This window comes from Brachybacterium kimchii (assembly GCF_023373525.1).
Lineage (GTDB): Bacteria > Actinomycetota > Actinomycetes > Actinomycetales > Dermabacteraceae > Brachybacterium > Brachybacterium kimchii.
The window spans coordinates 2,072,881-2,086,407 of record NZ_CP097218.1 but is presented as its reverse complement, the minus strand read 5'-3'; the positions used below and the strand labels follow the sequence as shown (position 1 = coordinate 2,086,407).

10 protein-coding genes and 1 tRNA gene are annotated in these 13,527 nt (G+C 73.0%); 9 read left to right on the top strand and 2 right to left on the bottom strand.

The features are described 5' to 3' along the window. Positions 1-155 precede the first annotated feature (155 nt). From M4486_RS09890 to M4486_RS09875, 4 genes are all read left to right on the top strand, one after another. A complete protein-coding gene (locus tag M4486_RS09890) occupies positions 156-860 on the top strand; it encodes an HAD family hydrolase (RefSeq protein ID WP_249480972.1) in 705 nt (234 codons plus the stop codon). Beyond that, complete coding sequence (locus tag M4486_RS09885) at positions 857-1,618, top strand: HAD family hydrolase (RefSeq protein ID WP_249480971.1); 762 nt, start codon at positions 857-859, stop codon at positions 1,616-1,618. Before M4486_RS09890 ends, M4486_RS09885 begins: the two co-directional genes overlap by 4 nt. A 128-nt stretch (positions 1,619-1,746) precedes the next feature. After that, a complete protein-coding gene (locus tag M4486_RS09880) occupies positions 1,747-3,738 on the top strand; it encodes a thioredoxin-like domain-containing protein (RefSeq protein ID WP_249480969.1) in 1,992 nt (663 codons plus the stop codon). A 134-nt stretch (positions 3,739-3,872) separates the two neighbouring features. Beyond that, positions 3,873-6,557: a pyrophosphatase gene (locus M4486_RS09875; protein ID WP_249480968.1), complete on the top strand. Its 2,685-nt coding sequence runs from the start codon at positions 3,873-3,875 to the stop codon at positions 6,555-6,557. Between the two features lie 40 nt (positions 6,558-6,597). On the opposite strand, the gene M4486_RS09870 is transcribed toward M4486_RS09875, so the two are convergent. Further along, on the bottom strand, positions 6,598-7,176 hold the full coding sequence (locus M4486_RS09870) for a TetR/AcrR family transcriptional regulator (RefSeq protein WP_249480967.1): 579 nt from the start codon (positions 7,174-7,176) through the stop codon (positions 6,598-6,600). A 178-nt stretch (positions 7,177-7,354) separates the two neighbouring features. On the opposite strand from M4486_RS09870, the gene M4486_RS09865 reads away from it, so the two are divergent. Both M4486_RS09865 and M4486_RS09860 read left to right on the top strand, forming a co-directional pair. Further along, positions 7,355-7,789, top strand: a complete 435-nt coding sequence (locus M4486_RS09865; protein WP_249480965.1) for a hypothetical protein — start codon at positions 7,355-7,357, stop codon at positions 7,787-7,789. Positions 7,790-7,857: 68 nt separating this feature from the next. After that, positions 7,858-9,291 carry a sugar porter family MFS transporter gene (locus M4486_RS09860; protein ID WP_249480964.1) on the top strand — a complete coding sequence of 478 codons (1,434 nt, stop codon included), beginning with the start codon at positions 7,858-7,860 and terminating at the stop codon, positions 9,289-9,291. Between the two features lie 119 nt (positions 9,292-9,410). Here the strand turns inward: M4486_RS09860 and M4486_RS09855 are convergent. Beyond that, positions 9,411-9,484 (bottom strand) — tRNA-Gly (locus M4486_RS09855). Positions 9,485-9,618: 134 nt separating this feature from the next. On the opposite strand from M4486_RS09855, the gene dcd reads away from it, so the two are divergent. The 3 genes from dcd (at position 9,619) to M4486_RS09840 (ending at position 13,474) form a co-directional block, all read left to right on the top strand. Next, the gene (gene dcd, locus M4486_RS09850) at positions 9,619-10,254 is read left to right on the top strand and encodes a dCTP deaminase (RefSeq protein WP_249480962.1); all 636 of its coding nucleotides are present in this window, start codon (positions 9,619-9,621) and stop codon (positions 10,252-10,254) included. Beyond that, positions 10,244-11,140: a hypothetical protein gene (locus M4486_RS09845; RefSeq protein ID WP_249480961.1), complete on the top strand. Its 897-nt coding sequence runs from the start codon at positions 10,244-10,246 to the stop codon at positions 11,138-11,140. The genes dcd and M4486_RS09845 overlap by 11 nt, the downstream gene beginning before the upstream one ends. 135 nt (positions 11,141-11,275) lie before the next feature. Beyond that, the gene (locus M4486_RS09840) at positions 11,276-13,474 is read left to right on the top strand and encodes an HNH endonuclease (protein ID WP_249480959.1); all 2,199 of its coding nucleotides are present in this window, start codon (positions 11,276-11,278) and stop codon (positions 13,472-13,474) included. Positions 13,475-13,527: the final 53 nt, after the last annotated feature.

Genomic DNA, 13,527 nt, shown 5'->3' with positions numbered 1-13,527 from the left:
TCCGGCCCGCCCCGCCCGCTCCTGACGGCCAGGTGAACGGGGCACGGAACAACGCGTGAACATCCGGTTCCCTCCCTGGTCACGACCTGCTCGCACGTCCCGCGGTCGCCGGGTTCACATCGTCCGTGCGGGCAGCGACGTGAGAGCCTTGAGGGGTGACTTCCGCCCCCTCCGCTCCTGACCCCGGCCCGCTGGCGACCTGGCCGCCGCGCTGGAGCCCGCGCGCCGTCGTCTTCGACTGCGACGGGCTGCTCGTGGACACCGAGTCCGAGTGGCTCGCGACGCAGGCCCGCTACCTCGCGGGCCACGGAGCGAGGATCGACGAGGAGACGCGCAGGTCGCTCACGGGCCGCAGCATCGAGACCGTCGTGCGCACGCTCTCCGCCGAGACCGGCCAGGATCCCTATGCCGCGGCCGACGAGCTCATGGCCCTGCACCGGGAGGCCCTCACGGACGCCGTGGGCGTCCTGCCCGGCGCCGTCGAGACCGTGCGCGCGGTCGCCGCGCGCGTCCCGGTCGCGATCGCCTCGAACTCCCCGCGCGACCTCCTGGACGACGCCCTCGAGGGCCTCGGGATCGGGGACGTCGTCCTCACCTCCGTGAGCGTCGACGACGTCGCCGAGGGCAAGCCCGCGCCCGACATCTACGTCGAGGCCGCCCGGCGCCTGGGCGCCGACGTCGCCGACACCCTGGCCTTCGAGGACTCCGAGACCGGGGCGACGGCCGCCCGCGCGGCAGGGCTGCCACTCATCGCCGTCCCCTCGATCCCCGGGCAGCAGCCCGTCGCCGACCGCACCCTGGCGAGCCTCGAGGACACCGACCTGCACGCCTGGATCCGCACCTGGGAGAGAGCCCGATGAACACCCCCGCCCCGACGCCCGGTCCTGCCCCCGCGCCCGCTGCGTCGTCCCCAGCGTCGGCCAGCTCCGCCGCGGCCGCCCCCGGCACGTCCGGCGACCGCTTCCGCGAGGCCTTCGGCGACTGGACGCCGCGCGCCGTCGTCTTCGACTGCGACGGGATGCTGCTGGACACGGAGACCGCGTGGAGCCACCGCACGCAGCCCGCGATCCTCGCCCGCTACGGTGTGGACCCTGCCGCCGCCGAGGGCGCCCTGCCGCTGGGCCTCACCGTCGAGGACGCCTCCCGGGTGATCGCGGACCTCGCCGGCGCCCCCTACGAGGACGTCCTCCACGCGACCCGCGAGCGCTTCCGCAGCGACGTCGCGGGCGACCTCGACGTCCTCCCGGGCGTGCACGAGGTCCTCGCCGCGACCAGTGCGCGTGTCCCGATCGCCTGCGCCTCGAACTCCTGGCACGAGATGCTCGAGGACAAGCTGGGCCGCGCCGGTCTGCGCGACTACTTCCGGGTGCTCGAGTCGGCCGACACCGTGGAGCGCGGCAAGCCGTTCCCCGACATGTACGAGGCGGGAGCCCGCGCCCTCGGCGCCCGGCCCGCCCAGGCCCTCGCCTTCGAGGACTCCCACACGGGCGCGCAGGCCGCGCGCTCGGCGGGGCTGCGCCTGATCACGATCCCGCAGGACGGCGAGGCCCCGCCCGCGGACCTCTCCCTGCGCACCCTCGCCGACCCCGGCCTGCTGAGCTGGATCGAGAGCTGGTGAACCGGCCCGTCGGCCCGCCCGTCACATGGCGACGTACGCCCAGGTCGGCGCGCTCAGGGTGTGACCGACCCGTCGGCATGGCGGGCTTGACTGGCACGCGCGCCGCGGCTCGGTGTTGACTTGACCCCATGACTTCATCAGGCGAAGCGACCGACGGACCTGCCAGCAGCGACGGATCTGCCTCCGCTCCGCCCGCGGGCGGCCCCTCGTCCGCGACCGCAGGGGGCGCCGCGCGCGACGTCCGCGTGCACGGGAGCGCCCTGCGCGGCCGCGGCTGGCTGAACACCGGCGGCATCGAGCTGGACCTCGAGGACCTGCGCGGCAAGGTCGTCGTCCTGGACTTCTGGGCCTTCTGCTGCGTGAACTGCCTGCACGTCCTCGACGAGCTGCGGCCGATCGAGGAGAAGTGGGCCGACGAGCTCGTCGTCGTCGGCGTGCACTCCCCGAAGTTCGAGTTCGAGAAGGACGCCGACGCCCTCGCCGCGAACATCGAGCGCTACGAGATCACCCACCCGGTGCTCGACGACCCCGAGCTCAGCACCTGGAGCGAGTACGGGGCGCGCGCCTGGCCCACCCTCATCGTGCTGGACACCCACGGCCGCATCGCCGCGAACCTCTCGGGCGAGGGCCATGCGGACACGATCGACTCGCTCGCCGCGCAGCTCGTGACCGAGGGGGAGGCCGACGGCTCCCTGCGCCGCGGCCCCGCGCCGACGGTGATCGCCGATCGCGTCCCCCAGACCCTGCGCTTCCCCTCGAAGGTCGCGACCCTCGACGACGGCCGCCTGATCGTCTCCGACGCCGGACAGCACCGCCTCGTGGTCTTCGAGCCCGACGGCTCCACGGTCTCCGAGATCATCGGGGCGGGCCGACGGGGCCGCGCCGACGGCGACGCGCCCGACGTCCTGTTCGCCGAGCCCAACGGCGTGCTCGTCCTCCCGCCGGAGGTCGCCGACGAGGCCGGCTACGAGGTCCTGGTCGCCGACAGCGCCAACCATCTGCTGCGCTCGGTGGAGCTCGGCCGCAGCCGCCTGCTGCGCTCGCGCACCACGAGCATCGTGGGCACCGTCGCGGGCGACGGCGCCCAGTGGATGCAGGGCCAGGCCCTGCCCACGGGGGAGGGCGACCCGCTCGGCTTCGCGCTCTCCACGCCATGGGACCTCACCTGGTCCCACGCCCTGGACCGCGTCGTGATCACCATGGCCGGCATCCACCAGATCTGGACGTTCGATCCGCGCACCGGCTCGCTCGCCGTGCTCGCGGGCACCACCCAGGAGGGCCTCGTCGACGGCGCCCTCGTGTCCTCCTGGTGGGCGCAGCCCTCCGGGATCGACGAGATGGACGACGGGACCCTCGCGATCGCCGACTCCGAGTCCTCCGCGATCCGCCTGCTGGACCCGCAGACCCTCACCGTGCGCACCGTCGTGGGCAAGGGCCTGTTCGACTTCGGGCACGTCGACGGCGCCGCCGACCACGCCCGCCTGCAGCACCCGCTGGGCGTGACCGCGCTGCCCGACGGCCGCCTCGCCGTCTGCGACACCTACAACGGCGCGATCCGCCTCATCGACCTCACGGGCGACGAGGGCAAGGGCACCGTGGTGACCGTCGCGACCGATCTCGCCGAGCCCTCGGGCGCGGTGATCGGCGCGCCGATCGACGGCATCGGCCAGCTCATCGTCGTCGAGTCCGGCGCGCACCGCCTCACCTGGGTGCCCGTGGCCCGCGCCGCCGAGCGCGTGCTCGACGAGGGCGCGCAGCGCACCTCGCGCCCGGTCACCGAGGTGGGCCCCGGCGCCCTCACGGTGCGCGTGCTGTTCACCCCGCCGCCCGGGCACAAGCTCGACGACTCGCTGGGCCCCTCGACCCAGGTGTCGATCTCGACGACGCCCACCTCGATGCTCACCTCCGGATCGGGCACCTCGACCGCCCTCGAGCGCACGGTCGTGCTGGACCCCGCGTACTCGGACGGCGTGCTGCACGTGAACGCGCGCGCCGCCTCGTGCGACGCGGATCCGTCGGTCGAGTTCCCGGCCTGCCACATGCACCAGCAGGACTGGGGCGTCCCGATCCGCGTCGTCGACGGCGCCCCGGACGTCCTGGACCTCTCGCTGCTGGGCTGATGGACTGACCCGGTCCGGCCGACCCGACCCGGCCCCGCCCGGCCCAGCCCCTCCCCAGCCTCCCCAGGCACGATCCGTCAGGAACGATCCGACGGGCCCGTCCTCTCGGCCCGTCCCACCAGGCAGGAGACCCCGTGGAGTTCATCACCGATTTCGCTCTCGGAGAGGACAACGCCGTCCTGCTCCTGGTGCTCGGCGTCCTCGCCGTCGCCGCGATCGTGCTCGGCGCGATCATCCCGCCGCGCCTCGCCCATCACGGGGCGGCCGTGGCCCGGCGCCGCGCGGAGTCCCGCGCGAGCAGGAAGGGGTCGGCCCGCGCGGCGGACGCAGCGAGCACCGAGAGCGCCGAGGACCTCGAGGCGCACGAGGCCGAGGAGGGCATCGCCCCGGCCGACGAGGACGACCCGGACCTGCTCACCGAGGAGGACTCGGACACCGGCGACCCCGCGGTCGACCGGGATCTGGGGCGCCGGCTGGGCTCGCTCGTCACCACGGCGACCGTCGTCGCCGGCTGGGTCGGGGTGCCCGCGGGACTCCTGCTGCTGCTCGTCCCCGGCTCGTCCGACGTGCGCATCCTGCGCATCGGCTTCTTCCTCATCGGCCTGATGGCCGGCGCGCTCGCCGCCTGGCGCGCGAGCGGGATGATGATGAGCGCCTTCGGGATCGCCCCGAGCGACCGTCCGCGCGCGATCTCCCGCTTCGGCGGCCTGTTCGTCGCGACGGCCCTGGGCATCGGCGCACTGCCCGTCGCGCTGTCCGTGTACTTCATGCGCGAGGACGCCGCCTCGCCGATCATCGCCTACGCCGCGGGCGCCGCCGTCTACGCGCTCGCCCTGCACGCGATCGCCTCCCTCGCCCATGGCACGGGTCATGCCGCGACGATGCTCGTCGGCTCCGACGAGAACGAGATCCACGCCGAGGACGAGACCAACCCGGGCGGTCCCCACCTGCGCCTCGCGCAGCTGCTGCGCCGTGGCCCCGCCCGCGCGGCCACGCTGGTCGCGCTCACGGCGGCCCTCGCGGCCGCGGGCATCCGCGTCTCCGTTCCCGTCTTCGCGACGCACGGCCTGGGCATCACGATCCTCGCGCTCACGGTGGCCGTCGCGGTCGCCCTCGTCGTCGCCCTGTTCCCGCACACCGGCCGCGAGGGCCGCGAGCGCACGGCCCTGCGCGCCGGGCAGCTCGTGCCGGCCCTGCTGGGCGTCGGCGGGATGATCGCGGGCGTCGCGCTGTGGCTGCCCTCGAGCTACCAGAACCTGCGCTTCACCGCCGTGGGCATGGGCAGCTTCACCGACAAGGCCCTCACGGGCTCCGACTCGCCGGTGCCCCGCAGCGACCTGCAGAGCCAGATCACCTCGGCGATCTCCGACATGTCGCAGTGGATCACCGCGACCGACGAGTCGCACTACGCGAACACCTTCCTGGACACCCTCACCCTCTACGGCACCCACCCCAACGCGCTCGCCGCACTGGGCCTGGCCCTGGGCGCCGTGATCACGCTGCTCGCCCAGCTCCTCGCCGCGCGCGTGCTCGACCCGCACCAGTCCGCCTCGCTGCGGGCCGCGCGCAGCAGCCGCACCGGCGGGGCCCTCGGCGCGATGACCGTGCTGGGCACCGCGGCACTCGCGGCCGCGGGCGTCCTCGCGCTCGGCGCGCTCGTGCTGGCGGTGCTCGTGGTGCTCGCCGAGGGCGTCCCGGCCCTGGCGCTCTCGCTCGTGGCCTTCGCGGGCCTCGGCGGACTCGTGGTGATCACCGCGAGCGCCGCCCTGCACACGTCGGGCGCCTTCGCGGACCGTCCCGGCACGGCCGAGCCGTGGCGCGACGCGAGCCGCACCGGCGGCGCCGAGACCGCCGTCGGCGTCCAGCTGGTCGCGGCCCTCGCCGCGCTGCCCTTCCTCGCCACGATCGTCGCCGCGGTCGCCGGCGCCTCGCGCGCGAAGAGCGTCTGGGAGGACCGCGCCCTGCACGCGATGACGCCCGACTCGGTCGCGGTGCTCGGCGGGATCGCCCTGGGCGTGGTGACGATCGCCCTGATCGCCTCCTCGCTGCTGCACGGTCTGCGCCGCCTGGGCGTCGCCGCCGTCGTCGAGACCCGCGCCGCGATCCTCGACGGCCGCGACACCATGGACTTCGACGATCTCCCGCTCACCTCGCGCCGTGCCGCCCTCGCGCCGGTCGCGATCGCTGCGCTGATGCCGGTGGTCGCGGGCTTCGGCCTGGGCCCGTCGGCCCTCCCGGCCTTCGTCGGGACCCTGGTGCTCGCGGCCCTCGCGACCGCCGTGGCCTCGACGCTCGCCGCGGGCCTGAGCACCTCGTCGGTGCGCGTCATCGAGAGCGGCCGCTACGGCGGCCCGGGCTCGTGGGGCCACTCGGGCGCGCTCGGCACCACGGTGCTCATGGGCGGCCTGCGCAACGCCCTGGGCACCTTCATCTCGATGGCGGCGCTGGTCGGCTCCCTGATCGGCGTGCTCTCGGTGGCCTCGATGATCAACGCGATGATCGACGGCACCAACGAGTTCCTGCGCTGGGGCGTGGCGCTCGTGGCGCTGCTCGCGCTCGGCGCCTGCTGGCTCTACGAGATCACCGCCCCGCAGACGGACCTCGAGGACGACTTCGGGGAGGACTCCAAGCCCCTCTTCTCCCGGGCCGAGGACGACGGGGAGGACGCCGCCGAGTCGACGAACCCCCTGCTCATGGACTGGGCGGACGACGACGAGGAGACCGACGGAGCCGATGCGTCCGCGCGAGCGGGCGCAGCGGCGGCCTCGGGCTCGTCACGTCGGAAGAAGAAGGGACGCGGCGCGAAGAAGAAGCGCTGAGCGCGGTGCCCTGACCGCGGTGCCCTGACCCGGGCTCGTCTCAGACGCTCGCGCCGAGCGCCCTCTGGATGAAGCGCACGAGCGCGGTCTCGTCGGTCCCCGGAGGCAGGGTGCGGCCGATGAGCATCGCGTTGATGATGCGCAGGCTCGCGTCCACGTCCAGATCGGCGCTGAAGTCGCCGGAGGCGACGCCGTCGTCCAGGATCGAGTGGAGCACCTTCTCGATCAGCACGACGTGCTCGCGCATCTTCCGGGCGATGTCCGGGTCGAGGTTCACGCGCCCGCGCGTGCTCGAGACGTGGAAGGACGTGCTCAGTCCCAGCTGGGTGCGCACGTAGAGCTCGATCGCCTCGATGGGCGTGGAGGCGCCCTCGATGCCCTCGCGCAGCTGGTCGAGGTAGTCGCTGGTCTCGTGCATCGTGTACTCGACCAGGAGCGTGTCCTTGTCGGGGAAGTGGTTGTACATCGCGGTGCGCCCCACACCGGCGACGGTGGCGATGCGGGAGAACGTGATGTCCTCGAAGGGCTCGGTCTCCATGAGCTCGCCGAGCGCGGAGAAGATCTTCTCGCGCGTCCGCTCGCGATGCTCCTCCAGGGAGCCTCCGATGATCTTGGGCATGGACATATTCTTGCACCGTGTCAGCTCGATCCCGGGTTGATCGGCCGGGACGCGGGCGGTGAGCGCCCCGTGAACGCCCGGGGAGAGTCCGGCGAGGGGTCGGGGAGGGGCGCGCACGGCGGCCGTCGGACGTCGCATCGACCGGCCATCGCCGGCCCCGCGCGGCTAGACTCGCAACGTGATCGATGTCGACATCGCCCGACGACTGCGAGACCTCGGCCTCCCCTGGGAGCCCGCCGAGGGGGACCGCTTCACCATCGACGTGCCCGATCTGCGCGAGCAGACCTTCATGCTCTCCTCGATGGTCGTCGAGCCCGGTCGCGGTCGCCGCGGCGAGCCCCTCTTCACCTTCAACGGCACGACCGAGTGGGCCCTGGACTCCATCGAGGAGGACGAGGCGATCTGGATCCCGCGCGAGGACCAGCTGCGCGAGGCGCTCGGCACGCACTTCGCCCAGTTGCGCTGCGAGCGCTCCGCCTCCGGACACCTGGTGCACGTGGTGACGCTGTCCGGCCCCGAGGAGTCGCGCGAGATCCGCGCCCGGAAGGTCGAGGACGCCTACGCGGGCGCCCTGCTCGTCCAGCTCGAGGAGCGGGCGCACGGCATGTCCTGACAAAAGATTCCGTCTGAGGTAGTGTCGTGCCGTCTCGAAGGACGACGACGCTGTCGGAAGGACGAAACATGTCGGGTCATGAATCCCGGAGGGACCTCACCTCGGGCAAGCTCCCCGGTCGCATGCGGACGATCGCGACCATCGCGACGTTCGGCGGACTGCTCTTCGGCTACGACACCGGCGTCATCAACGGCGCCCTGCCGTCGATCCGCAGCGACCTGCAGCTGACCAGTCTCACCGAGGGGCTCGTGGCCTCGATCCTGCCCTTCGGCGCGGCCTGGGGAGCGGTGTTCGGCGGCCGGATCGCGGACCGCTTCGGCAGGCGCCCCTCGATCGTCGGCCTCGCGGTGGTCTTCGCCTTCGCGACCATCGGCTGCTCCCTCGCGCCGAGCGCGGCCGTCCTCGCGCTCTTCCGCTTCGTCCTCGGCCTCGCGGTCGGCGGTGCGTCGGCGATCGTCCCCGTCTTCCTGGCGGAGATGGCGCCGACCCATCTGCGGGGGCGCGTCGTCGCGCAGAACGAGTTCATGATCGTCACCGGGCAGGCTCTCGCGTTCATGATGAACGCCCTGCTGGCGACGCTCATGCCGGAGACCGGTCACGTCTGGCGCTACATGCTGTCGCTCGCGACGCTCCCGGCGATCGCGCTGTGGATCGGCATGCACACGGTCCCCGAGTCGCCCCGGTGGCTCGCGCGCGCGGGACTCTACGACCGCGTCCAGGAGGTGCTGCGAGACATCCGCGGCGACGCCTACAGCTCCGACGAGCTGAGCGAGGTGCGCGAGCTCGCGCGGGAGGACTACCAGGCCGCATCGGGGACGCTGCGCGACATCCTCGTCAGCCCCTGGATGCGCAGGATCCTGGGCATCGGCCTCGGGATGGCGGTGATCAACCAGATCTCGGGCATCAACGCGATCCAGTACTACGGGGTCAGCGTCCTCGAGAGCGCCGGCTTCGGCGGCAACGGCGCCTTCTACGCGAACATCATCCCCGGTCTGGTGGGCGTCGGCGCGGTGGGCCTGGCGATGGTGCTGCTGCGCACCGCGCGCCGCAAGCGGATGCTCCTGACCGGGCTCGGCGGCACGATCTGCTCCCTCGCGTGCTTCGCCCTGGCCTTCCAGCTGATCCCCGAGGGCAGCCCTGCGCGCCCCTTCGCGATCCTCGCGTGCATCGTGGTCTTCGTGGGCTTCATGCAGTGCTGCATCGGCACGGTCACCTGGCTCTACCTCTCGGAGATCTTCCCGCTGCGCGTGCGCGGCGCCGGGATGGGCCTGTGCACGTGGGTGCTGTGGATGTTCACGTTCCTGGTGGGCCTCACCTTCCCGGTGCTCGCCGAGGCGATCGGCGCCGGTGCCACGGTGCTCATCTTCGTCGCCCTTCAGGTGGTCGCGTTCATCTGGGTGTGGCGGGTGGCTCCGGAGACCAAGGACCGCACGCTCGAGGACATCGAGCAGGACTTCCGGCGCAGGCACGAGGACCGGCGCGAGTCCGCGACGGCGTCCTGACGCGCGGCCGCGGGCTCGCCCCTGCGGTGCCCATGCTGCGGCGGGTGCTGCGGCCGGAGCGGCTGACGGTCGCCACGACGAAGGCCCCGGTGATCACTCACCGGGGCCTTCTCATCGCATGGAGCGGGTGACGGGAATCGAACCCGCGCTGTCAGCTTGGGAAGCTGAAGTTCTACCATTGAACTACACCCGCGCATCCTCCTCGACCTGCGGGAACGTGCCCGTCGGCGAGTCGAACGGGATCCAGCATAGCGTGCGATCCGCGCCGGCGCGAAACCGTCCGCGGACGCTGCCGTGCACGTCACGCTCGCCCGATAGGGTTGCCCCGTGCTGCTCAGCGACAACGACATCCGCGCCCAGATCGACAGCGGTCGGGTGCGACTGGACCCGTTCGACGCCTCGATGGTCCAGCCCGCGTCCGTGGACGTGCGCATCGACCGCTTCTTCCGGCTCTTCGACAACCACAAGTACCCGATGATCGACCCGGCGGTCGAGCAGCCGGCGCTGACCCGAGAGGTCGCCGTCGACCCCGAGGAGCCCTACGTGCTGCACCCGGGGGAGTTCGTGCTCGCCTCGACGTACGAGCAGGTCACGCTCCCCGACGACATCGCCGCGCGCCTCGAGGGCAAGAGCTCCCTGGGGCGCCTGGGACTGCTCACCCATTCGACCGCGGGATTCATCGACCCGGGCTTCACCGGGCACATCACCCTCGAGCTGTCGAACATGGCGACGCTGCCTGTGGCACTGTGGCCGGGCATGAAGATCGGGCAGCTGTGCTTCTTCCGGCTCTCGTCGGCCTCGCAGAACCCCTACGGCAGCGAGGGCAACCTCAACCGCTACAGCGGGCAGCGCGGGCCCACCGCGTCCCGCTCGCACATGAACTTCCACCGCACGCTGATCCCGGTCGACCCGGAGAACCCGGTGGGCACGGTGGACACGGTGGGACCCGACGATGACGAGTGAGCCCGGCGCAGGCGCGACGGGCACCCGCGCGGTGACCTCGCACCGGCTCCAGCTGCCCCACGGCACGCCCGCCGAGACGGTCCTGACGATGATCCGCAACGTCCTGCCGGATGCCCGGCTCGAGGACGGGGGCATCGACATCGGCGGCGGCGCGGTCCTCGTCGAGGACGCGCGACGACCGAGCCGCTGGACGCTGCGCACCCCGCGCGTGCGCGACAGCGAGCCCGCCGAGGGCCTCCCCGACTCCCACGGCTACGGCCGCGCCTTCGCGGACGGCATGCCCTTCGGCGACGAGCGCGAGGCCCTCGATCTCGCCTGGTCGCTCGCGCGGCGGCTCGACGGCGCCGTGGTCACCGATGCGCACGCACGGCTCGAGCCGCACCCGTGCCATGTGCGGGATCTCTTCGTGACCAGCCCGAACGCGCTGCTCGCGCAGGACCTTCTCGCGCTCGTGCAGTCGGTGGAGCCGGCTGCGGAGCTCGTCACGCCTCCGCCGGAGGCCGACACCACCGGGTACATGCTGCGCATCCCGATCGGCGACGCGGGCGATGCTTCCGGGATCGCCACGGCGGGCGCCGGCGCGGTGCTCCTGGCCCCGTCGGCCGACGATCCGCAGGACGAGATCCTCCTGCGCGTGGGCCCGACGTCCCGGCCGACGGCGCTCGAGGCGCTGCCCTGGCTCGAGGGCGCGGTCGACTACGAGATCGTGCACGAGGTGCTCGACGAGCTCGATGCCGAGATCGACGTCCCCGACGACGCGACCGCCGCCCGCTGGACCGAGATCTATCGCAGGATCGGCCTGCTCGCGGGCCTGATCGTCGAGACCGTCGGCGGGTACATCGTGGACCTCGAGGGCTTCCTCGTCGATCCGGCCGACCTCGTCTGATCCGAGGGTGCCGGGCGGCGCGTCGGGCGCCGCGCGTGCCTGGTGTCGCCCACCCCCGGCGAGTGATGCAGCTCACATTGGCGGGAGTCCACAGCAGCCCTTCGTTCGTCGGTCCCCCCGAGGAGCATGGGTGCCATGGACGACGAAGACCTCGGCGCGCACGGCGCGACCGCACCTGGGACGGACGGCATCGCCGCCCGCCCAGCCGCGGTGCCCGCGCGGCCGGGAGCGTCGGATGCGTCGTCCCGGATCAGTCTTTCGGCGGACGGGGCAGTGCTGCTCCGTTCCGCGTCGGACGGCCGCACGGACGACGCACGCACCATCGACGCACGCGCGATCGACGCGGGCAGGATCGACGCAGGCACCATCGACCTGCGCGAGACGACCTCGGCGATCGCCGACGCGGCGCTCATCGGCCCGGCGGCCCTCGAGGCAGCCGATCTCTCGCGCGTGCTCGTGGGCATCGACGAGATGCGCTCGGCCCTCGCCGCGCTCGAGATGCGCACCATGTCGGAGCTCGACGATGCGATCCGCGCGCAGGACGTGCGCGCGGGCCTGCCCGTGAGGGACCAGGGCCGGCGCACCACCGGTGAGATCCAGATGGCCTCGCGCATCTCACCGGCCGCGGCCTCGAGGAGACTGCGAGCCGGGCAGCGGATGACCCGCGAGATGCCCCGCATGTTCGAGGCCCTCGCGCGCGGAACGATGCAGGCCGACGCCGGATACGCCGTCGGCCGCTCCACCGGGCCCGTCGAGCCCGAGCTGCGCGGCCACGTCGACGACGTCCTCGCCGAGCACCTGCCCGATCTCGACGGCTCGACCCCCGCGCGCTGGTCGCAGGAGGTCGGTGCGCTCGCCCAGAAGCTCGACCCGCGCGGCGGACCGGAGCGCCACAGGCGTGCCGCGAAGCAGCGCGGCGTCACCGTCACCCCCGGTGCACACGGCATGGGCACCGTCACCGCGGTGCTCCCCGGCCCCGACTGCGCCGCGATCCGCCGCAAGCTCGCCCTCGCCGCCGAATCCCTGCAGGTCCAGGGTGACGAGCGCACGCACGGCCAGCTCATGGCCGATCTCTTCGCCGACACCCTGCTGGGCCGCGACGAGACGATGGACCCGGTGCACTTCGCGATCAACGTGGTGATCTCCGAGCGCTCCCTGTTCACGCCCACACACGGCGAACCCGCCGTCGTCGAGGGGTACGGCCTGGTCGAGGCCACGCAGGTGCGCGACCACGTGCTCGACCAGCGCTTCCCGGAACGGCGCACCGCCTCCGGCCGGCCCCTCGCCGGCTCGGTCCATGAACAGGGAGCCGCATCGGGGCCCGAGCATGTGCACGGAGCCGTCGCAGCAGACGGAACCACGGGCCTCGGTGCTGGTCACGATCGGCAGAGTCCGGGAACGACCCCACGCAGGCAAACCCTCGACATCATCGACATCATGCGCCGGGACCGTGGTGCGCCACCGCTCCTCACCGGTGAGATCGCCGCGAGCGGCCCGCCGTCGCGCCCCGCCCCGGTGCCCCCGAACCCGCCCTCTCCGGCAGAGGCTCGGAGCACGCCCTCGCGCGAGCAGATCGAGCACGACCTCGCGCGCTTCGAGCAGCAGATGGGCGATTCCCTGCGCCGCGTGTTCACGCACCCGACCACGGGCGAGCTGATCGCGATGGACTCCCGCTCGCGTGCTTTCCCCGAGGGCCTCAAGCTGTACATGCGGCTGCGCGATGTCAGCTGCGTGGGCCCGTACTGCGGCGCGCCGATCCGCCACGCCGACCACATCCGGCCGGTCGCCGAGGGCGGGCCGACGAGCGTCGCGAACGGTCAGGGCCTGTGCGCGCACTGCAATCTCACGAAGGAGGCGCTCGGCCGCGTCGAGCACGTGCCGTCGGCCGACGGCAGCCACCACGTGACCTGGACCAGTCGCCTCGGCGCCACGGCGACCGTCACCCCGCCGTCGCTCACCGGCCTGGCCCACGATCCCGCGAAGATCCTCGGTTCAGCGAGTGCCAGGGCCGGCGGGGGAGCGGTCGGTGACGCCGATCCGGCGGCCTGCCCCGACGCAGTGAACCCCGTGCGCAGCCGCCGCCACCTGCGGATGCTCGTCGAAGGGGAGGACCTTCCCGCGCGCGACCCCTACGCGGACCTCTCCCCGGAGGACGAGGACCGGATGACCGCCGCCGCCTTCGCGAGCTTCGGGCCCGACGACGAGGTGTTCGAGGAGCGCGGGCCGGAGGGACGGCGCTTCGTCGACGAGTGCGAGATCCTCGAGGAGCTCGACCGTCTCGACGCGCTCGGCCGTCCCGACGAGGACCTCGGTGCCCTCAGGGACTCCGCCTGAATCCGAGCCCGGAACACACCTCCACCTCCGCCGTCACCTGCACTCGTGCGCAG